This window comes from Stenotrophomonas sp. YJH_SMC_40 (assembly GCF_059368615.1).
In genome coordinates this window covers 487224-507821 of the sequence record NZ_JCAFRX010000003.1, presented here as the reverse complement: position 1 = coordinate 507821, position 20598 = coordinate 487224, and the positions used below count along the sequence as shown (strand labels likewise).

Below are 20598 nucleotides of genomic sequence, written 5' to 3'. Positions count from 1 at the left end.
TGGCTGCCTGATGGGACCAGCGAATGCCATGGCCCTTCCACCAACGACACCCTCCCCTTCAAACACGACCGATCTGGATGCAGTGCACGTCCAGTCCGAGCGCTACGACGCTCGCCGTGACGACACTGCGAGCCGCATCGTGGTGGACCGCGAGGCGCTGCAACGGCATGGCGATACCGACCTGCTGGAGGCACTCAAGCGCTTGCCCGGTGTCAGCGTTTCGAACGGCGCACCGGGCCGTCCAGGCACCGTGTCACTACGCGGCCTGGGCGCGGGCTACACGCAGATCCTGTTGAACGGCCAGCGCACACCCGCCGGTTTCAGCCTGGACTCACTGGCCACCGATCTGATCGAGCGCATCGAAATCCTGCGCGCGCCCTCCGCTGATCAGGGCATGGGTGCCATCGCCGGCACACTCAACATCGTCACCCGTGCACCGGTTGCAAAAGACAGTCAACGGCTGACGGTTTCATGGACGGATACCCAAGGGCGCATGACCCCGTCAGCGAGCTGGCGGCAGGCCCGTTCCAATCTCGACCGTGATGTTTCACTGACCGCCACGGCAACCGCCCGCGCATTCCTGGCGGAGGAACGCAACAGAGAGGACGCCTGGGATGGTGTTGGTACGCCGTTGCTGCATCGACAATCGCGCCTGCGTGCCACCGGCCAACGCAACAGCGTTTCGCTCTCGCCCTCACTGACGTTCAGAACCAGCGATGACATCACCCTTTCGCTGCAGGCCCTGGTGGACGCGTCCGACTTCCGTCGCGACATGACCATTGATTGGGACACGCTGCTGGGCCCGGCACTACGCACTCCCCATTACCGGCAACGCACGCACCTGCGCCTTGACCAGGGCCAGGTCAGTGCAGAGTGGAAGAAAGAACTGTCGGATGGAGGCAGCCTGAACCTGCGCCTGGCAATGGACGGAAACCGGGAGGACTACCGCTTTCGCGAACAAGGACAGGATGAGGCACAGCAGGATAATCTTTTCGATCGCACCGATGCGAAGCTGCACGTGCTGGGTGGCACCACCCGCGTGAAGTGGACCCTGCCGGCGTGGGGCCGCCATACACTGCAGGTCGGTGCCGAAAGCAGCATGGACTCGCGGCGTGAATCCCGAGTGCAGCAATTGCATTCTTCCCCCAGCGAACCATCGACGGTCAGCGACCTCTCCTTCGATGCGCGGCTGAATCGCGTGGCGCTGTACGCGCAGGATGAGTTTCCTTGGGGCGCGCGCAGTGCCTTCTACGTCGGCGGTCGCTGGGAACAGCTGCAGACCCGCAGCGAAGGTCGGAATTTCGCCACCACGCGTCACCGTGCCAGCGTGTTCACGCCGGTCCTGCAGGGCCTGTGGAAGCGTGCAAAGGGCAAGGACCAGCTACGGGTCTCATTGAGCCGCAGCTTCCGCGCACCAGCGCTGCGCTCGCTGGTCCCGCGTCCGTACACCTCTACCAACAACCGTCCACTGAACCCCGACGAGATCGGGAATCCATCGCTGCGTCCGGAACTGGCGTGGGGTCTGGATGCGGCTTGGGAAATGCACGGCGGTGAAGGTACTCAAGGAAGCATCGGCGGCTACCTGCGTCGCATCGATGCACCGATCCGCAATGAAACGGTGCTACGTGACGGGCGCTGGGTATCGACGCCGGTCAACGGTACCCGCGCCATGGCCTGGGGAATCGAGATGGATGGCAGGATGCCGCTGGCACGCCTGTACCGCAGAGGGCCGGATATCGAGCTGCGCGGCAACGCCACCTGGAACCACTCCCGGGTCAGGGATCTTCCCGGGCCTGACAATCGGATTGAAGACCAGGTGCCATTCACCGCCAATGCGTCGCTCGATTACCGCATCTCATCGCGCTGGAGCAGCGGCCTGGCCTACACCCATCGCAGCGGAGGCAGAATACGCTACAGCCTGAGCGAGCTGGACATCACGTCCTATCGACGCGAACTGGAAGCCTGGGCACAGTACGCGACCGAGCGGCACGGCAAGCTGCGCTTGACCGCCTCGAACCTGTTGGCGCAGGACATCGAGACCGGCCAGTGGCGTTTCGACGAAGGCGGGTCGCAGGTACTTCGCAACACCCGACGTTCCGTACCCAGCCTTCGCCTGCAATGGGAGCTCCCGCTGTGATCGATGTATGCACGAAGTACGACTCAAGCGCGCGGTACCCGACCGCGCACTCATGGCGATAGAGGACGCAACAGCAACAACGTCGCAAGGCAGAACATGAACATCGCCACGCCAGCATCCAGCACCCGCCACGCAGACGGCCTGCGGAACACCGGCTGCAACAGGCGCGCGCCATAGCCCAGCGTGCAGAACCAGGCCACGCTGGCGAGGCAGGCACCCGCGGCGAAGGCCCAGCGCAGATCGCCCGGATAGCGCGTGGACAGGCTGCCCAGCAACACCACCGTATCCAGATAGACGTGCGGGTTGAGCAGGGTGAAAGCCAGGCAGGTCAGCAGCACCTGGCGCCCACTGCCGCCCTGCGCCTCGGCGGCGGCCAGCGCGCTGCCACCTCGCCACGCGCGTAACCCTGCCTGCAGGCCATACCAGAGCAGGAAGGCCGCGCCACCGAAACGCAGCACCTGCAGCAGCAACGGCCACTGCAGCACCAGCGCGCCCATGCCGCCCCCGCCGGCCAGGATCAACGCGATATCCGCGCCGGCGCAGGCCAGCACCACCCTGCCCACATGACGTTGTTGCAGGCCTTGGCGCAGCACGAAGGCATTCTGTGCGCCGATGGCGATGATCAGGCCGGCGCCCGCGAAGAGGCCGGCGACGGTAGCGGCAATCCACATCGGGACAGGCCAGGCAGCGAGGGGACGCGCAGGGTGCGGCCAACAGCCTTGTTTAGACAAACTGATTTTTCTTTATCCTGTGCAGGAAAACTGAAGAGGCACCGGCATGGACCTGGTACACCCGCAACTGGCCGCGTTTGCCGCGGTGCTGGAGGAAGGCAGCTTCGAGGCTGCGGCACGCCGCCTGTCGATCAGCCCATCAGCACTGTCGCAGCGGATCAAGGCTCTGGAAGACCGGCTCGGGCAGGTGCTGGTGGTGCGCCAGGCGCCATGCCGCCCCACCGCCGCCGGTGAGGCGCTGCTGCGCCGGGTGCGACCGATGCAGGCGCTGGAGGCCGAGGCATTGGCCGAGCTGCTACCCGAGCGTGGCAGCAGCGACGCTGCGCGCACCCCGATCCCGCTGGCGGTCAATGATGATTCGCTCGATACGTGGTTCGTGCCGGCCATCGCCGACCTGCACCAGCGCCATGGCTACCTGTTCGACCTGCGCATGGACGACCAGGACCACACCCTGCGGTTGCTGCGCGACGGCAGCGTGCTGGGTGCGGTCACCGCCGAAAGCCAGCCGGTGAAGGGCTGCAACGTACACCCGCTCGGCGCCATGCGCTACCAAGCGATTGCTTCGCCCGGCTTCGCCCGCCAGTACTTCAGCGATGGCATGGACGCCACGGCGCTGGCACGCGCGCCGATGCTGGTGTTCAACCGCAAAGATGAACTGCAGTGGCGCTTCGTGCGTCGCCTGACCCGCGCGCGGCTGCAGCCGCCGCTACACTACCTGCCCTCCTCCACCGGTTTCGTCGAAGCCGCCGCGTGCGGACTCGGCTGGGGCCTGGCCCCGGAAACCCTGGCCGCGCCCGCTGTGCGCGCCGGCCGCGTGGTGGTACTGGAACCCCGCCGCTGGTTCGATGTGCCGTTGTACTGGCAGCATGCCGCCGTGCGCTCAAGCACGCTGCAGCACATCACCCAGGCGCTGCGTACTGCGGCCAGCGGCACCCTTCGTTGAGGAAAGACCGATGACCGCAGACCCGGGCTTCACACGATGCGCACTACCGTTTGCGCACTTCTTTACCACTGGGACGGCATGGGCGTGATCGGCCGACGTACAAGGATGCACCGCGCGAAAGTCGCGTTGACCCTGGCAGCCTGCCTGCCGCTTGCGGCGGCAGCGCAGAGCAGTGCCGATGCACCCGCACTGGACTGGGAACAGGCGCGGCAACGCCTGGAGCAGGTCTCCGATGCGCTGGCCGCTGCCGATGCAGCCGTTCGCAACAAGCAGGACCTGCAGGACGCCACCCGGCTGCTGCGCCTGCCGGAGATCACCGGCGAAGTGCGCCGCCTGCAGTTCCAGAAGACGCTCACTCTGCCGCTGGGCTCACTGGCGCCGGTGGCTGAAGCCTTCGGCATCGATTCGCCGCTGTCGTTCACCGAGCGCGACTGGCGCACCCGTCCAGTGGTCACTGCGGTGCTGCCGCTGTACACCGGCGGCGTGATTCCGGCCGCGCAGCGTGCGGCCAGTGCCGCCCACGAACAGGCCAGCGCCGAGCGCGAAGCACAACGTCAATCGCTGACCGTGCAGCTGGCCCAGGCCTACTTCGGGCAGCGCCTGGCCGAGCAGGCGGTGGACGTGCGCCGTGACGTGCGCGATGGCCTCAACCGCCACCTGTCCGATGCAGAGAAGCTGGAACGCGAGGGTTTCGCCACCCGCGCCCAGCGCCTGCAGGCCACCGTGGCCCGCGACAAGGCCGAGCGCGAATACCAGAAGACAGTGAACGACCTGGCCACGCTGAAGGCCGCACTGGCCACGCTGCTGCGCAGTGGTGGCGAGGTGCAGCCGGTTTCGCCGCTGTTCGTGCAGCGCGTGCCGCTGGAACCGGTGGCCAGCTTCGAGCGTACTGCGCAGGCGCGCCAGCCGCAGATCGCACGCCTGCGGGCCATGGTGGCGCAGGCCGAACAGGGCGTGCGCGTGCAGCAGGCCAAGCTGAAACCGCAGATCTTTGCCTTCGGCCAGTACGACTTCCGCCGCCGCGACGAAATGCTGACCGATCCGGACTGGGCGTTTGGCATCGGCCTGAAGTACACCTTCCTGTCGCCGAACTCGCGGCCGGCGCAGATCAGCGCCGCGCGTGCGCAGCAGGACCAGGCCGAAGCGGGCCTGCGCGAGGCCGAGAACCAGGTCGCGCTGGGCGTGCGCAAGGCCTGGAACGAACTGGAAACCGCGCGCCAGCAGTACGTGCTGCTCGACAGCAGCATCACCCAGGCACAGGAAAACCTGCGCCTGCAGGAGCTGGCGTTCCGCGAGGGCCAGGCCACCTCGCTGGATGTGATCGACGCGCGGCTCGGCCTCGGCGGTGCCCGTGTAGAGCGCGCACAGGCCGCCTACCAATACGATATTGCGCTGGCGCAGTTGCTGGAGGTCAGTGGACAGATGGACCGTTTTGAAGAATTCCGGCGCCGTGCGGACGAGGTGATCGACCATGAGTGATGTGCTGCACGACGATGCGACAACACCCCCGGCCAAGCGCCGCCTGGGCCCGATCCTGGTAGTGGTGCTGCTGGTCGCGGTGGTGCTCGGCCTGTGGCTGGCCTGGCGCAGCCCGGCCGACCAGATCCAGGGCATGGCCGACGCGGACACCATCAACGTGGCCGCCAAGATCACCGCGCGCGTGGCGGAGTTGAAGGTGCGCGAGGGCGACCGCGTGCAGCCCGGGCAGGTGCTGTTCCTGCTCGACAGCCCCGAAGTGGCCGCCAAGGAACAGCAGGCCCACGGCGCATTGGCCGCCGCACAGGCGGTGGCCGACAAGGCCGACGAAGGCGCGCGCAGCGAAGACATCCGCGCCGCCGAAGCGAACTGGAAGCGCGCCGAAGCCGGTGCAACGCTGGCCGAAGCCACCTACCAGCGCGTGCAGAACCTGTTCAACGAAGGGGTGATGACCCGGCAGAAGCGCGATGAAGCGCATGCCCAGGCCACCAGTTCGCGCGAACTGGCCCGTGCCGCGCGCGCGCAGTACGACATGGCGTTGGCCGGCGCACGCGAGCAGGACAAGCGTGCCGCTCAGGGCCAGGTGCAGCAGGCGCAGGGCGCGGTGGCCGAAGTCAACGCTGCGCGTGCCGAAGTAGAAGGGCGCGCGCCGGTGGCCGGCGAGATCAACAAGCGCATGGCCGACCCGGGCGAACTGGTGCCGGCCGGCTACCCGGTATTCACCCTGGTCGACATCGATCGCATGTGGGTGGCGATGAACCTGCGCGAATCACAGATGCAGGGCCTGAAGATCGGCAGCAAGCTGCAGGGCAACGTGCCGGCACTCGGCCTGGACGGCGAGTTCGAGGTCTACTTCATCAACCCTGCCGGCGACTATGCGACCTGGCGTACCACCCGCCAGTCGTCCGGCTACGACGTCCGCAGTTTCGAGGTGCGGGTGCGCCCGGTACGCCGCATCGAGGGCTTCCGCCCCGGCATGAGCGTGCTGTTCGCATGGCCCCAGCACTGAGCCCGGACCGCAACGGCTTCGCTGCTTCGTGGCGGCGCGAGCTGCAGTCGCTGCGCGGCAACCGTGCCGACCTGCTGCTGGTCACCGTGCTGCCCCTGCTGATGCTGGCGGTGATGGCGTGGATGTTCTCGCCATCGGTGATGCGCGACATCCCCATTGCCGTGGTCGACCTCGACCACAGCAGTGACAGCCGCCTGCTGCTGCGCATGCTCGATGCCAGCCCCGGCGTACGCATCGCCAGCCAGCCGGCGGACCTGGAGGACGCGCGTTCGCAGCTGCGCAGGCTGGACGTGTTTGCCATCGTACTGGTGCCGCGCGATGTCACCCGGCAGGCGCTGCGTGGACGCCAGGGCACGGTGTTCGCCTATTACAACGCCACCTACATGACCACCGGCCAATCTGCGTCGCGCGATATCGGCGACGCAGTCTCGGCCTGGAACGCACGCCTGCTGCGCGAACGCATCGGCCTGCAGGTCGGCCCAGGCAAACTGCGTGCGGCACCGATCGCGGTGCAGTCGGACATCCTGTACAACCCTGCGCGCAGCTACGAGTTGTTCCTGCTGCCGCTGATCTTCCCTGCCGTGCTGTCGCTGGTACTGGCACTTGCGGTGGCCAGCAGCCTCGGCCGCGAGATCCGCGACGGCACCCTGCCCGCCTGGCTGGGTCGAACGCCGTGGTCGGTGATTGCGGGCAAGGTCACGCCGTACATCCTGCTGTTTTCGCTGTATGGCGCGCTCGGCATCGGTTACCTGGCCTGGCTGCGCGGCGATGGTGTGGCCGGCAGCGTGCTCCTGCTGCTGCTCGCACAGCCACTGTTCTACCTGGCCACGGCCGCCTACGCGTTGTTCTTCGTCGGCGTCACCCGCGACATGGGTACCGCGCTGTCCGCGGTCGGCCTCAGCATCGGCACCGCACTGGCGTTCTCCAGCGCTACCTTCCCGGTGCTGGATGGCCCCCTGTTCACCCGCATCTGGCATCAGCTGCTGCCACTCAGCGCCTACATCAAACTGCAGACCCAGCAGCAGTTCATCGGTTCGCCGCTGCAGGTTTCGGTGTGGCCGTTGGCCACATTGCTGCTGATGGCGGTGGTGGCAGGAGGCATTGGCGGCCTGCGCCTGATCGCCTTCGCGCGTACGCCGGAAGCCGCGCAGCCTGCGGGAGCCGACGCATGAGCGCAATCTGGCGCAGCCTGCGGCAGACCCTGATGGCGGTGCTCTGCGACCGCTACGCGATCGTGGTGATGGTCGGCGCGGTGATCCTGTATTCCTTCTTCTACCCGGCCGCGTACCGTCACCAGGTGGCCGGCAACCTGCCGGTGCTGGTAGTGGACCAGGACCACAGCGCGACCAGCCGCGAGCTGCTGCGCAAGCTCGATGCACTCCGCGTTGCACGCGTGGTCGGGCAACCGGCGGACATCGACAGTGCGCGCCAGCAACTGGAAGCCGGCCACGCCGAAGGCATCGTGCTGATCCCGGCCAACCTGGAGCGCGACATCCTGCGCGGCCACCCGGCCAAGCTGGTGCTGCTCGGCAACGGCGCCTACCTGGGCCGTGCCAGCTGGGTGCTGGGCAGCGTGGCCGACGCACTGGGCGCGTTCGGGCGTGACGCCGTGGTCGGCCAGGCCGCCTTCATGGGCGCGCCACAGGCGCCGCCGGTCACCCTGGTGCAGCGCCCGCTGTACAACACCCAGGAAGGCTATGGCAGCGCCATCGTGCCCGGCGTGGCCGAGCTGATCGTGCACCAGACCCTGCTGATGGGCATCGGCGTGCTGCTCGGTGGTCGTCGTCTGGCACTCGGCCGGCGCCTGCGCTTCGACCTGCCGACCCTGGCCGGCATGGCGATGGGCTTCGGCCTGATCGGCCTGTTCGGCCTGTTCTGGTACGCCGGGTTCACCGCCTGGGTGCAGGACTATCCGCGCGGCGGGAACCCACTGGGCCAGCTGCTGGGCGGCACCCTGTTCATCGCCGCTACCGTGGTTTTCGGTCTGTTCGTCGGCAGCTTCTTCCGCACCCGCGAACGCGCCTTCCAGTACATCATCGCCACCTCGATCCCGCTGTTCTTCCTGGCCAACCTGTCGTGGCCGGCAGTGATGACGCCGCAACCGCTGGTCTGGCTGGCGCAGCTGCTGCCTACCACCTCCGGCATCAACCTGATGGTGCGGCTGAACCAGATGGACGCCAGCCTGGCCGACGTCAGCCACGAACTGATCACCCTCACCGTCCTGCTGCTGCTCTACGGCAGCCTCGCCACCTGGCGCCTCCTCGCAAAAAAGGGGACGGAGGGGATTAAGTCGTAAACGGCCGGCTTGGGGGATTGCGACTTAATTCCCTCCGTCCCCTTTTTCCTGCAACGAAGAACGCCGGCGTGGGGCCGGCGTTCGGGTACTGCGGTGTGGAAGGGGAAACGAGGTCTGGCTGTGACCGATCAGCGGTAGACGCGTTCGCAGCGACGTTCAACCACGCGGTCACCGTTCTTCTGCTGCTGGTTGCCTTGGATCTGGCGGCCGGCCGCACCACCGGCCACGGCGCCGGCCACGGTTGCAAGCTTCTTGCCGTTACCGCCGCCCACCTGGTTGCCCAGCAGGCCGCCGATCACTGCGCCGGTAGCGGTACCCGTGATGCGGTTCGGATCGCGCGAGTTGCGCTGCACTTCCACGTTCTTGCAGACCACGCGGCTGCCGTCATTGAACTTGCGTCCCTCATCGCGCGGCCCATACGTCTGCGCACCGGCCACCGACGAAGCCGCCAGCAGCGTGCCCAGCACAAGCAATCGGGTCGAGGTCTTCATGGCCATCTCCTGAGTTCCGGTATGGCGCAAGTGTCCTCCTGCGGTTGGCAACCGGAAGTGAAATGCGCGTATCCGCCGCCTCATCGGCCATCGCGCGTTCAGGAAGAAATCCGCGCCCATCACGATCAGCCATCGTGATGGGCGCTGTCTTCCTACCGGCATTGCCCTCTGCTAGAACTCTTCCCAACCGCCCGCATTGGCGGCCAGCGTCGGTTCCATCCGCGGCGGCAGCACCGCCGGCCGGCGTACCGGTGCAACCGATGCCGCCACGGCTGCCAACGCCGGGCGGACCGCTGCGGCGGCGGTCACCGCCCCCGTGCGGAACACCGAAACTGCCTCGGCCAGCAGGTTGGCCTGCTCTTCCATGGAGCGTGCCGCCGCGCTGGCTTCTTCCACCAGCGCCGCATTCTGCTGCGTGGTCTCGTCCATCTGCACCACCGCCTGGTTCACCTGTTCGATACCCGAGCTCTGCTCCTGCGAGGCGGCAGAGATATCGGCCATGATGTCGGTCACGCGCTGCACCGAGGCCACGATCTCGCCCATCGTGGTGCCGGCCTGACGAACCAGCGCCGATCCATCGGCGACCTTGCCGACCGAATCCTCGATCAGGCCCTTGATCTCCTTGGCCGCACCGGCCGAGCGCTGCGCCAGCGTGCGCACCTCACTGGCCACCACCGCAAAGCCCCTCCCCTGCTCGCCGGCACGCGCAGCTTCCACCGCCGCGTTCAAGGCCAGGATGTTGGTCTGGAACGCGATGCCGTCGATGACACTGATGATCTCGGCGATCTTCTTCGACGAGGCTTCGATAGCCGACATCGTGGTGACCACCTGGCCGACCACCTCGCCGCCCTGCGAGGCGACGCCATGCGCACCGATGGCAAGCTGGTTGGCCTGTCGTGCGTGCTCGGCGTTCTGTTTCACGATGGAGGTTAGCTCCTCCATCGACGCCGCCGTCTCTTCCAGGTTCGCCGCCTGCTGCTCGGTGCGACGCGACAGATCGGTGTTGCCCGACGCGATCTCGCCTGCCGCCAGGTTGATGCTGGACGCGCTGGACTGGATACGGCCGACAATCTGCTTGAGCTGATCGACGGTGGCATTGCAGTCATCGCGCATGCGGGCAAACACGCCGTGGAAGTCGCCCTGCATGCGCACGGTGAGGTCACCGCGCGAGATCGCCTGCAGCAGGGTCGACACCTGCACCAGGTTCTCGTCGGTGGTCTGCATCAGGCGATTGAGCCCGGCCACCATGTCGCGAAACTCATAGGCGAAGCGATCTTCATCGCCGCGCAGGCTGAAGTCGCCTGCGGCTGCAGCCGTCGCCAGGCGGCGGATCTCACTGTTGATCGCCGACAGGCTGGTCTTGGTTTCGTCCATGGCCTGGGTGATTGCGGCCTTCTCGCCCGGCAACGGATCCATGTCCACTGACAGATCACCGCGGGCGTAATGCTTCATTACTTCGATCAGCCGGTTCTGCACCTGCACATGCGAGCCGACCAGCGCATTGGTCTCGTGCACCATGCGCCCGTAGTCGCCAGGAAAAGCACTCTCGTCCATGCGATAGCTGAGGCTGCCCGCGTCGTGCTGGCGGGCCAGTTCACCCTGCGCCGCCATCACCGACTGCAACTGCGCCTGCATGCGCTGCATTGATCGGAGCAGCTGGGTCACCTCATCGTTGCCGGACGCGTCGATGCTGCTGTCCAGGCGGCCACCGGCAATACCGTCGGCCAGCTTCACCGCCCCTGCCAGCGGACGGGTCAGGCTGCGGGTAATCGCCCATGCCGCCAGCGAGCCCAGCAGCAGACTCATCACACCGAACACGATCGACAACGTACCGGTCCATGATTCGGTCGCGCGGTACTCCTCGCGGCTGCGCGCTGTCAGCGCCTCCTGATGCCGCAGCAGGGTCGAGATGGCTTCATTCCAGGCCGTCGCCAGGCCATGTTCGGCCAGCAGTTCCTTGGCCGCGCCGTCGAAATCGCCGGCCTTCATGCGCTCGTGCAGATGCTGGGTGGAGGCGTCGGTGGCCTTGCGTGCCGCGTCGATTTTCGCCACCAGGGCATCACCAGTGGCGTCGCGTGGAATCTTGATGTACTTGGCCCAGATACCGTCGTAGGTCTGCGACAGCTCCTGCGCCTTCTGATAATCCTTGTCGAAATCCTCACCCCGCTTGATCACCATCAGGCGGCGATGCATCAGCACCGCGTTGTTGGTATCAAGCATGTCATTCAACAAACGCATCTTGACCATGTTGACGTCCACCACTTTCTCGAACTGGGCGGATTTCAGCTGATTCCCATACAGCACCAGGCCAACGATGGCCATGATGAACAGCAGCAGCAGACCGAAGCCGGCGCCAAGCCGGGATCCCACACGGAGATTACGTAAGGCAAGCATCTCAATTCCCTTGATCGTGGCCGTACGTTCGATGGCGGCGCAGCGAAGGGAAACTTTACGGGACTTTATATATGGACCGATCCAAATATATGGAACTGTGCAGGCAGTCAGAAAACAAGGCGGCAGATAATGGCGCCATATCATTATCGAATACCGCTGACACGCCAGCGCCCGATGAAAATCACGCAGATTTAACACCATAATCATGCCAGCTCCATCCGAAGCGGCCCTGGATTATCTGAGCCGGACACAACCGCCGCCCGGGAGAGCTACAGTCCGCAGATGACACGGATCCTGCACATCGAAGGCGCGTCCATCAACGACATCGCCAGCCTCTACGTGGAAATCAATCGCGTGTTCATGGCCGACGAAGACTGGCAACTGGGCGCAAGCCTGGATGCGCTTGATGACCTGCTTCACGGCGGCTACGGCGCTCTCGCAGGCCATGCCATCGCCACGGTGGTGTGGCGTGACATCGCCCACAGCCGCGATGCACTGGGCCGCGAGACCACGCGCGCCTGGCTGCAATCGAAACTCGCTCAGGGCGGCAGGTTCAACGGTGCGGCCATCCACGCTCAGTTGACGGCACTGGCGCTTGGTCAGGGACAGACCTACTTCGAGATCGTCATGGAGATCTTCGGCAGCCATCCGCAGATCACCCTGGTGCCTGGCTGAGCGGGCTGCGGCGACCAGCCCCACATCAGCTCAGAGCTTGGCCAGGGCATCGCCCAGACGGCGCGGGAACGCCACCTCGCTGGCCAGGTGCCATGCGCGTGCATTGGCGCCCAGCCGGGTCCACTCGGCCTCATCCATCGCCAGCGCGCGCTCGACGGCCTGTTCCAGCGCCTTCTCATCCACATGCCAGGTTCTGGACAGATGGCAGGGCTCGCCCTCGTGCGCGGCGACCAGGATACCGCGGCTGTCGTCGATCATCTGGTTCATCGGCGCGCCGTCGCAGGTGATCACCACCGCGCCGCAGCTCATCGCTTCCACCAGGTAATGGCCCCAGCCTTCGGTCTGCGACAGGCACAGGTGAAACGCATGTTCGTTCTGCAGGCGCTGCACCTCCTGGTCGGGCAGCCGCTCGCGGACGATCCGCAGGTTCGCGGCCCCGCCCTCATCTTCGTCCGAAGGGCCGCCGCGCAGGATGGTCAGCAAGGGCCACTCAGGGTGCCGCTTCCAGACATTGACGAGTGCAGCCGTCCCCTTCATGCGACTGGTACCGGCCGCATGCAGGAAGCTGCGCGGCCTGCGCGGCACCGCTGGGTCGTAGCGGTCACGGCTGCAGAAACCGACTTCCAGCGCGCGCATGCCCAGTGCGTTGAAGATGCGCGTGGCTTCTTCGGTCTTGGTCAACAACGCATCGAACCGCGGCAGGATCCGCAGGCTGCGTGCGGACACCCATTCCGGATTCGGAATCAACAGATTGACCACGGCCAGTCCGAAGCTTGCCGGCCGGACATGCTCCAGCGAGATGTTGACGTCGAACCGGGCGGGCGTGCGCCCCAGGCTCAGCCACGAGGCCAGCAGCCTGCGCAGGCGCATTCCGCGGAGTTTCCAGGCGCCACCATTGCGCACCGCGTCCAGGCGGCTGACCGTCACCGTGTGCCCGAGCTGCTGCAACGAGCGCTCGATCACCTGGATGTCATGGGACAGGCCACGCTGGTTGTCGGCGGCCAGTAGATGGATATGCGCCATCAGGACGGACTCCCTGGCCGATGCAGGTTACGCGCCGGCAAGGCGGTCGCCATCATGAAGCCCAGCACCAGGTAGAAATAGAACGAATGCGGCATCGCCCGGTAGAACACGTTGTCCGTGAACGCCGAAAGCGCATAGACGATGACCACGGCAAGTCCGGCGATGGCGATCGTCGCGGTGATGTCGTCGGCGTGGCCGAGGCGCCGCACGAAATGAATGCCGGGCAGGATGAAGACCAGCAGCATGAGCAGCAGCAACGGCACGCCACCGGTCACCGCCGCTTCCAGGTACTCGTTGTGCGGGTGGTTGTAGCGGAAGATCGACTCGGACACCTCGCCGCGAGCGATGCCCTCACGCGCATAGGTACCGAACTGGTTCAGGCCCACCCCCGCCACGGGATGCTCGGCGAAGGCGTCGACCGCCACGCCCCACATGGCGATGCGCTCGCGGACCGAGCCGACCTCGTTTTCCTGGTTGAAGCCGGAGATCTCGCCACTGACCTCACCGAAGCGCTGGATCACCTCGTGGTTCAGCACCGAGGTGGCGCCGACCACGCCAATGGCCAGGGCACCGACGAAGACCAGTGCCCCCCGCCAGCGCCGGGTTCGCCGGACGTGCACCACAATCACCATCAGCATGGCGGGAATGAACGCCAGGATCGGCCCGCGACTCTGCGCCAGGATCGAACCGTACACGCCGACGGCGATGGCCACGCCGTGCAGCCAGCGTTCGGCCGGATGCACATTGGGCTGGATCAACCGGATGACCGAGAACAACGCCATGCACAGCGTCACCATGGTGAACTCGATGGCCGTCCATTCGCCGCCACTGAAACCGTGCGCGCGTTCAAGGCCCATCACGTGGTGCTGCACGATGCACGACCCGCCGAAGACCAGGGTGGACACGGCGAAGATCTTCCAGATCAGGCGCCAGTCCAGCGCAGTGGCGAACACAGCAGCGGTACCCAGGTAGAGCAGTGTCTGCGCCGGCAGATCCAGCTCGTTCCAGCGCAGCCCGTGCCAGAGGATGCTGTAGAAGGCATAGGCCAGGCGCAGGAAGCAGACGATTACGATGAACCGGGCGATGCGGTAGCGCAGGCGGACATCGGGCTGGCGGCGAATCAGAACCACGCCGGTGACCAGCAGGGCCAGCAGCAGCACCGCCTTCAGCAAGGTGTAGGGTGCGGAGCCGGCAAGCGGAACGATGGCGACCAGGATGCTCAGCAGGACGGTACGCCAAGTGTAACGAGGTTCGGCGGCCATGCAGGCTGCAGTCATGCTTGTTCTTTCCATCAACGCCCGCCCGGGGATAAGTCGCCCCGTTTTCCATGGAGGCCGCTTGGCGGAGATCGCCGGGGCTGACACTACCGTGGGACCCTGGGGAAATCAACCAAAGTGCCGGCGCAGGGGCGCAGGCGTTGGCACACGGACAGCCTCCGGGCCCAGCGCGGGTGCCGCGGATCATCGACCCCCCCAGGTCGCTACACTAATGACTTCTCCGGCCATGCCTGCGCGTGGTCACGCCCTGACGCCCTGCCCAAGACGCGAAACGCCCCAAGTGACTGATACAAAAGACAATACCAGCAACGCCAAGGCGTCCAAGGAACACACCCCGCTGATGAAGCAGTTCTTCGCAGCCAAGTCCGACTACCCGGACCTGCTGCTGTTCTTCCGCATGGGCGACTTCTACGAGCTGTTCTACGACGACGCGCGCAAGGCTGCGCGGCTGCTCGACATCACCCTGACCCAGCGTGGCAGCTCCGGCGGCGCGCCGATCCCGATGGCCGGCGTGCCGGTGCATGCCTACGAAGGCTACCTGGCACGGCTGGTGGCGCTGGGCGAGTCGGTGGCGATCTGCGAGCAGATCGGCGACCCGGCGCTCGCCAAGGGCCTGGTCGAACGCAAGGTGGTGCGCATCGTCACCCCCGGCACGGTCACCGACGAAGCGCTGCTGGACGAGCGCCGCGACACCCTGCTGATGGCGTTGTCGCGCAGCAAGCAGGGCTACGGCCTGGCCTGGGCCGACCTGGCCGGTGGCCGCTTCCTGGTCAACGAAGTGGAGACCGACGACGCCCTGGAAGCCGAGCTGGCACGGCTGGAGCCGGCCGAGCTGCTGGTGCCCGACGAGGAGAACTGGCCGGAGTTCCTGCGCCAGCGCACCGGCGTGCGCCGCCGTGCGCCGTGGCTGTTCGACGCGGACAGCGGCCGCCGCCAGCTGCTGAACTTCTTCAAGCTGCACGATCTGAGCGGCTTCGGTATCGATGACAAGCCCCGTGCCACCGCCGCCGCCGGCGCCCTGCTCGGCTATGTCGAGGAAACCCAGAAGCAGCGCCTGCCGCACCTGACTTCGATCGCGATGGAAACAGCCGGCGAAGCGATCGCGATGAATGCCGCCACCCGCCGCCACCTGGAATTGGACACGCGTGTCGACGGTGATACCCGCAATACCCTGCTGGGCGTGCTCGACAGCACGGTGACACCCATGGGTGGGCGCCTGCTGCGCCGCTGGCTGCACCGCCCGCTGCGCCTGCGCGAGGTGCTGGTGCAGCGCCACCACGCGGTGGAAACCCTGATCGATCGCGGTGCGGACGCCGACATCCGCGAGCAGTTCCGCCGCCTCGGCGATCTGGAACGCATCCTCACCCGCGTCGCGCTGCGCTCGGCGCGCCCGCGCGATTTCTCCACCCTGCGTGACGGCCTGGGCCTGCTGCCGGCGGTGCGCGAAGTGCTGGCCCCGCTGGACTCGCCGCGCCTGCAGGCCCTGCATGCGGCGCTGGGCGAACACGACGCGTGCGCGCAGCTGCTGGCCAGCGCCATCGCCGAGATGCCGCCGCTGAAGCTGAGCGACGGCGGCGTGCTGGCCGATGGCTTCGATGAAGAGCTGGACGAGCTGCGCCGGCTGTCCACCCATGCCGACCAGTTCCTGGTCGACCTGGAACTGCGCGAGCGCGAGAGCAGCGGTATTCCCACCCTGAAGGTGGGCTACAACCGCGTTCACGGTTACTACATCGAAATCAGCAAGGGCCAGTCCGATCGTGCGCCGGTGCACTACACCCGCCGCCAGACGCTGACCAATGCCGAGCGCTACATCACCGAAGAACTGAAGGCATTCGAGGACAAGGTGCTGTCCGCGCGCGACCGTTCGCTGTCGCGCGAGAAGTACCTGTACGAGCAGCTGCTGGACACCCTTGGCGGGCAGTTGGAACCGCTGAAGCAGTGTGCCGCTGCGCTGAGCGAACTGGACGTGCTGGCCGCCTTCGCCGAACGCGCGCAGGCGCTGGACTGGGCGCGCCCGGAGCTGCAGGCCGAGCCGTGCCTGAAGATCGAACGCGGCCGCCATCCAGTGGTCGAAGCGGTACGCGAACAGCCGTTCGAACCCAATGACCTGGACCTGCATCCGGACCGTCGCATGCTGGTCATCACCGGCCCGAACATGGGCGGTAAATCGACCTACATGCGGCAGAACGCGCTGATCGTGCTGCTGGCCCACATCGGCAGCTTCGTGCCGGCCAGCCGGGCGGTGATCGGCCCGATCGACCGCATCCTGACCCGCATCGGCGCCGGCGACGACCTCGCCCGCGGGCAGTCAACCTTCATGGTCGAGATGGCCGAGACCAGCTACATCCTGCACCACGCCACCGCCCATTCGCTGGTGCTGATGGACGAGATCGGCCGTGGCACCTCCACCTACGATGGCCTGGCGCTGGCCGACGCGGTGGCCCGCCACCTGGCCTACCAGAACCGCTGCTACACGCTGTTCGCCACCCACTACTTCGAGCTGACCGCGCTGGCCGACGAACAGCATGAGGGCGGCCGCAGCGGCATCGCCAACGTGCACCTGGACGCGGTCGAGCACGGCGAAGCGCTGGTGTTCATGCACGCAGTGAAAGACGGCCCGGCCAACCGCAGCTTCGGCCTGCAGGTGGCGGCACTGGCCGGCCTGCCGCGCGCCACCGTGGCACAGGCACGCCGTCGCCTGGCCGAGCTGGAACAGCGCGGTGGTGAAAGCCATGCCGCCGAGCTGGCACCCCAGGCATTGGATGCACCGCAGCAGTTCGGCCTGTTCGCGGCACCGTCCAGCAAGGCGCAGGAAGCGCTGGCGGCGATCGATCCGGACGAGTTGACCCCAAAGCAGGCACTGGAAGCGCTGTATCGGCTGAAAACGCTGCTGTAACCGCAGGGCGCACACATGGCTTCCCGCCGCCATGCGGGAGGCCTATGGAAGGCCCCGTAAATCTTATTCCACGTTTCAATTGACAAAAACTATCAACCTGAATGGATCATTCGATTATTCATTTCATCTGGCCCTAGCTAAAGTCGAGTGAAGATGTTCCACCCCGTCTTCACCCGCAGGAGCCAGCCATGAGCCAGTCCGATAACAACAGCCCCAAGTGCCCGTATCACACCGCGCCGTCGCCTGCGGAAGGCGCCCAGCAGCAGCGTGAACTGAGCACCACGCCCAAGCAGAAGCACGGCGATGATCCGGTCACGCCGATGACCACGGCCTTCGGCGCACCGGTGGTGGACAACCAGAACAGCAAGACCGCCGGCCCACGTGGCCCGCTGCTGATGGAAGACGTCTGGCTGCTGGAGAAGCTGGCCAACCTCAACCGCGAGATCATTCCCGAGCGCCGCATGCACGCCAAGGGCTCCGGCGCGTTCGGTACCTTCACTGTCACCCATGACATCAGCAAGTACACCCGCGCCAAGCTGTTCGAGAAGGTCGGCAAGCAGACCGAGATGTTCGCGCGCTTCACCACGGTGGCCGGCGAGCGTGGCGCCGCCGACGCCGAGCGTGACATCCGCGGCTTCGCGCTGAAGTTCTACACCGAAGAAGGCAACTGGGACCTGGTCGGCAACAACACGCCGGTGTTCTTCCTGCGCGACCCGCGCAAGTTCGCCGACCTCAACAAGGCCGTGAAACGCGACCCGCATACCAACCTGCGCAGCGCGCGCAACAACTGGGACTTCTGGACGTTGCTGCCCGAAGCCCTGCTGCAGGTGACCGTGGTGATGAGCGACCGCGGCATCCCGCGCAGCTTCCGCCACATGCACGGCTTCGGCTCGCACACCTACAGCTTCACCAACGCCGACAGCGAGCGCTTCTGGGTGAAGTTCCACTTCGTCAGCCAGCAGGGCATCGAATCGCTGACCGACGCGCAGGCGCAGATCCTGGTCGGCCATGACCGCGAAAGCCACGGCCGCGACCTGTTCGCCGCAATCGAGAAGGGCGACTTCCCGAAGTGGAAGCTGTTCATCCAGGTAATGCCCGAGCTGGAGGCGGAAACCTACCGCATCCATCCGTTCGACCTGACCAAGGTGTGGCCGAAGAGCGACTACCCGCTGATCGAAGTGGGCCAGTTCGAACTGAACCGCAACCCTGTCAACTGGTACCAGGACGTCGAGCAGTCCGCGTTCGCACCGAGCAACCTTGTGCCCGGCATCGGCCCGTCGCCGGACAAGATGCTGCAGGCACGCCTGTTCGCCTATTCCGATGCGCAGCGCTACCGCTTGGGCGTGAACCACCACCAGATTCCGGTGAACGCCGCACGCTGCCCGGTGCACAGCAACCACCGCGACGGTGCGATGCGCGTGGACGGCAACTACGGCGGCCTGCCGCACTACGAGCCGAACAGCTACGGCCAGTGGCAGGAACAGCCGCAGTACCGCGAGCCGCCGATGAAGATCCGCGGTGACGCCGACTTCTGGAATTTCCGTGAGGACGACGCCGACTACTTCAGCCAGCCCGGTGCGCTGTTCCGCAGCTACAACCAGGCACAGAAGGACCGCCTGTTCGCCAACACCGCCCGCGCCCTGGGCGATGCGCCGGACTTCATCAAGCAGCGCCACATCGACAACTGCAGCAAGGCCGACCCGGCCTATGGCGCTGGCGTTGCCGCGGCCCTGAAGGCGCTGGCCAGCCAGCCGTCGGATCCGTTCAAGCCGGCGCAGCCGGAAGCGGACTTCCCCACCGCGACCCCGGGCGCCGAAGACATCGAGCTCTGATCGCCCTGCCCCGTGAACAGCACGCCGCCTCCCCGTGAGGCGGCGTCGCCGTTTTAACGGTCCGCGTCGTACCTTCTGCACGCCCCACCCCAATCAAGGATTCCGCAGATGAGCCTCACCGACGAACTTCTCGCCAAACTGCAGGGCGCACCGCTGCAGCAGGTATCGCAGCAGCTCGGCATCAGCGACACCCAGGCTTCCGGCGCGATCAGTGCCGCGCTGCCGGTGCTGATGGGCGCGCTGGGCAACAACGCCTCGCAGCCGCAGGGCGCGCAGGCGCTGCTCGGCGCGCTGCGGAACAACCACAGTGGGCTGGACCTGGGCAGCGTGCTCGGTTCGGTACTGGGCGGCGGTGGCGGTGGTGCCGCCAGCGATGGCGCCGGCATCCTCGGCCACATCTTCGGCGGCAACCAGCAGAAGGTAGAAACCGGCCTGGCCCAGGCCACCCAGCTCGACAGTGGCCGCACCAGCCAGCTGCTGCAGATCCTCGCACCGATCGTGATGGCTTTCCTCGCCCAGCGCCTCGGTGGCGGCCAGGCCGACGCCGGCTCGCTCAGCCAGGCCCTCGGCCAGGAAAAGCAGCAGGTGCAGCAGCAGGGCGGTCTTGCCGGCGGCCTGCTCGGCAGCCTGCTGGACCAGGACGGTGACGGCCAGCTCGGCGTGGGCGATCTGCTGAAGATCGGCGGCAGCCTGCTCGGCGGCAAGCGCTGAGCCAAGGGGGCGCCGGATCCGGTCTGGCGCCCTGCTGCTTACAACGCGTCGATATCGCCGAGCGCGCGGATCAACCGCCGTGCGCGCTTGTCCGGCTTGTGCTCCGGCGGCTGGAAACCATCGCGCGCCGCGATGCGCAACGCGCGCTGTTCGGCACGGCGCGCCTTGGAGGCCTCACTCTCGGCATACAACTGCTGCGCCGTCGGCGCCGGCCCGCGCTGGTCGCTCAGGCCCAGCACCTGGATCTCGAAATGCTCTTCGCCGCGGTCGACCTGCAGCTGCTCACCGACGCGCACTGCGCGTGAGGATTTCGGGCGCTGCCCGGCGACGCTGACCTTGCCGGTCTCGATGGCCTGTTTGGCCAGGCTGCGGGTCTTGAAGAAACGGGCCGCCCACAGCCAGATGTCCAGGCGGACACTGGGCGACAGCGGGGAAAGCTCGGTCATCGGCAGGGACTACTCCGTTCGCTTGTTCAGGGGGCGCGGGTTATCGGGGTCGGTGCGGCAGCCACTGCCCCCGATCAGGGTGGGTACGCCGGCGGAAAGATCCTGGCGCTGGCTGCCGACCAGGCACTCGGGGCGGTCGGTTGGCCGCACCTGGGTATCACCCAGCCGGTCACCTGTCGAACATGCGGCCAGTGCGGCGCCGATCAAGACCAGCGCCATGCTCCATTTCACCTGCAGTCGTTGATGCATTGCCACATCCTG

Annotated in this window: 17 protein-coding genes; 10 read left to right on the top strand and 7 right to left on the bottom strand. The window is 66.4% G+C overall.

Translation table 11 applies throughout. From position 1 onward, the window contains the following. Window positions 1–82: 82 nt before the first annotated feature. On the top strand, window positions 83–2137 hold the full coding sequence (locus AC5P6X_RS08225) for a TonB-dependent receptor plug domain-containing protein (RefSeq protein ID WP_329755889.1): 2055 nt from the start codon (window positions 83–85) through the stop codon (window positions 2135–2137). Window positions 2138–2187: 50 nt separating this feature from the next. Here AC5P6X_RS08225 and AC5P6X_RS08220 read toward each other — a convergent pair whose 3' ends face one another. Further along, window positions 2188–2808 carry a LysE/ArgO family amino acid transporter gene (locus AC5P6X_RS08220; RefSeq protein WP_099605769.1) on the bottom strand — a complete coding sequence of 207 codons (621 nt, stop codon included), beginning with the start codon at window positions 2806–2808 and terminating at the stop codon, window positions 2188–2190. Window positions 2809–2914: 106 nt separating this feature from the next. Between AC5P6X_RS08220 and AC5P6X_RS08215 the strand changes: the two genes are divergently transcribed. The 5 genes from AC5P6X_RS08215 (at window position 2915) to AC5P6X_RS08195 (ending at window position 8592) form a co-directional block, all read left to right on the top strand. Continuing rightward, window positions 2915–3811 carry a LysR family transcriptional regulator ArgP gene (locus AC5P6X_RS08215; RefSeq protein WP_049417512.1) on the top strand — a complete coding sequence of 299 codons (897 nt, stop codon included), beginning with the start codon at window positions 2915–2917 and terminating at the stop codon, window positions 3809–3811. A 78-nt stretch (window positions 3812–3889) separates the two neighbouring features. After that, window positions 3890–5290, top strand: coding sequence for a TolC family protein (locus AC5P6X_RS08210; protein ID WP_099605770.1), 1401 nt, complete (start codon window positions 3890–3892; stop codon window positions 5288–5290). After that, complete coding sequence (locus AC5P6X_RS08205; RefSeq protein WP_033834499.1) at window positions 5283–6296, top strand: HlyD family secretion protein; 1014 nt, start codon at window positions 5283–5285, stop codon at window positions 6294–6296. Before AC5P6X_RS08210 ends, AC5P6X_RS08205 begins: the two co-directional genes overlap by 8 nt. Next, window positions 6281–7468, top strand: a complete 1188-nt coding sequence (locus AC5P6X_RS08200; protein ID WP_329755890.1) for an ABC transporter permease — start codon at window positions 6281–6283, stop codon at window positions 7466–7468. Before AC5P6X_RS08205 ends, AC5P6X_RS08200 begins: the two co-directional genes overlap by 16 nt. Then, complete coding sequence (locus tag AC5P6X_RS08195; protein WP_123958338.1) at window positions 7465–8592, top strand: ABC transporter permease; 1128 nt, start codon at window positions 7465–7467, stop codon at window positions 8590–8592. The genes AC5P6X_RS08200 and AC5P6X_RS08195 overlap by 4 nt, the downstream gene beginning before the upstream one ends. Window positions 8593–8720: 128 nt before the next feature. On the opposite strand, the gene AC5P6X_RS08190 is transcribed toward AC5P6X_RS08195, so the two are convergent. Beyond that, entirely contained in the window at window positions 8721–9089 is a 369-nt protein-coding gene (locus AC5P6X_RS08190; protein ID WP_032965667.1) for a glycine zipper 2TM domain-containing protein, read from the bottom strand. Between the two features lie 165 nt (window positions 9090–9254). Continuing rightward, window positions 9255–11477, bottom strand: coding sequence for a methyl-accepting chemotaxis protein (locus AC5P6X_RS08185; RefSeq protein ID WP_123959409.1), 2223 nt, complete (start codon window positions 11475–11477; stop codon window positions 9255–9257). Window positions 11478–11759: 282 nt separating this feature from the next. Here AC5P6X_RS08185 and AC5P6X_RS08180 point away from each other — a divergent pair, with 282 nt between their 5' ends. Beyond that, window positions 11760–12152: a barstar family protein gene (locus AC5P6X_RS08180; protein ID WP_049451902.1), complete on the top strand. Its 393-nt coding sequence runs from the start codon at window positions 11760–11762 to the stop codon at window positions 12150–12152. A 30-nt stretch (window positions 12153–12182) separates the two neighbouring features. On the opposite strand, the gene AC5P6X_RS08175 is transcribed toward AC5P6X_RS08180, so the two are convergent. Further along, on the bottom strand, window positions 12183–13175 hold the full coding sequence (locus AC5P6X_RS08175) for a glycosyltransferase (RefSeq protein ID WP_329755892.1): 993 nt from the start codon (window positions 13173–13175) through the stop codon (window positions 12183–12185). Beyond that, window positions 13175–14437 carry an O-antigen ligase family protein gene (locus tag AC5P6X_RS08170; RefSeq protein ID WP_237398738.1) on the bottom strand — a complete coding sequence of 421 codons (1263 nt, stop codon included), beginning with the start codon at window positions 14435–14437 and terminating at the stop codon, window positions 13175–13177. The genes AC5P6X_RS08175 and AC5P6X_RS08170 overlap by 1 nt, the downstream gene beginning before the upstream one ends. A 241-nt stretch (window positions 14438–14678) precedes the next feature. Between AC5P6X_RS08170 and mutS the strand changes: the two genes are divergently transcribed. From mutS to AC5P6X_RS08155, 3 genes are all read left to right on the top strand, one after another. Next, a complete protein-coding gene (gene mutS, locus AC5P6X_RS08165; RefSeq protein ID WP_425530069.1) occupies window positions 14679–17348 on the top strand; it encodes a DNA mismatch repair protein MutS in 2670 nt (889 codons plus the stop codon). A 188-nt stretch (window positions 17349–17536) separates the two neighbouring features. Beyond that, window positions 17537–19180: a catalase gene (locus AC5P6X_RS08160; protein ID WP_005408605.1), complete on the top strand. Its 1644-nt coding sequence runs from the start codon at window positions 17537–17539 to the stop codon at window positions 19178–19180. A gap of 108 nt (window positions 19181–19288) precedes the next feature. Then, window positions 19289–19891, top strand: coding sequence for a DUF937 domain-containing protein (locus AC5P6X_RS08155; protein ID WP_123958336.1), 603 nt, complete (start codon window positions 19289–19291; stop codon window positions 19889–19891). A 38-nt stretch (window positions 19892–19929) separates the two neighbouring features. On the opposite strand, the gene AC5P6X_RS08150 is transcribed toward AC5P6X_RS08155, so the two are convergent. Together AC5P6X_RS08150 and AC5P6X_RS08145 are read right to left on the bottom strand one after the other, a co-directional pair. Then, window positions 19930–20337, bottom strand: a complete 408-nt coding sequence (locus tag AC5P6X_RS08150; RefSeq protein WP_005408603.1) for an RNA-binding S4 domain-containing protein — start codon at window positions 20335–20337, stop codon at window positions 19930–19932. 9 nt (window positions 20338–20346) lie between these two features. Beyond that, complete coding sequence (locus AC5P6X_RS08145; RefSeq protein ID WP_049451934.1) at window positions 20347–20586, bottom strand: hypothetical protein; 240 nt, start codon at window positions 20584–20586, stop codon at window positions 20347–20349. Window positions 20587–20598 lie beyond the last annotated feature (12 nt).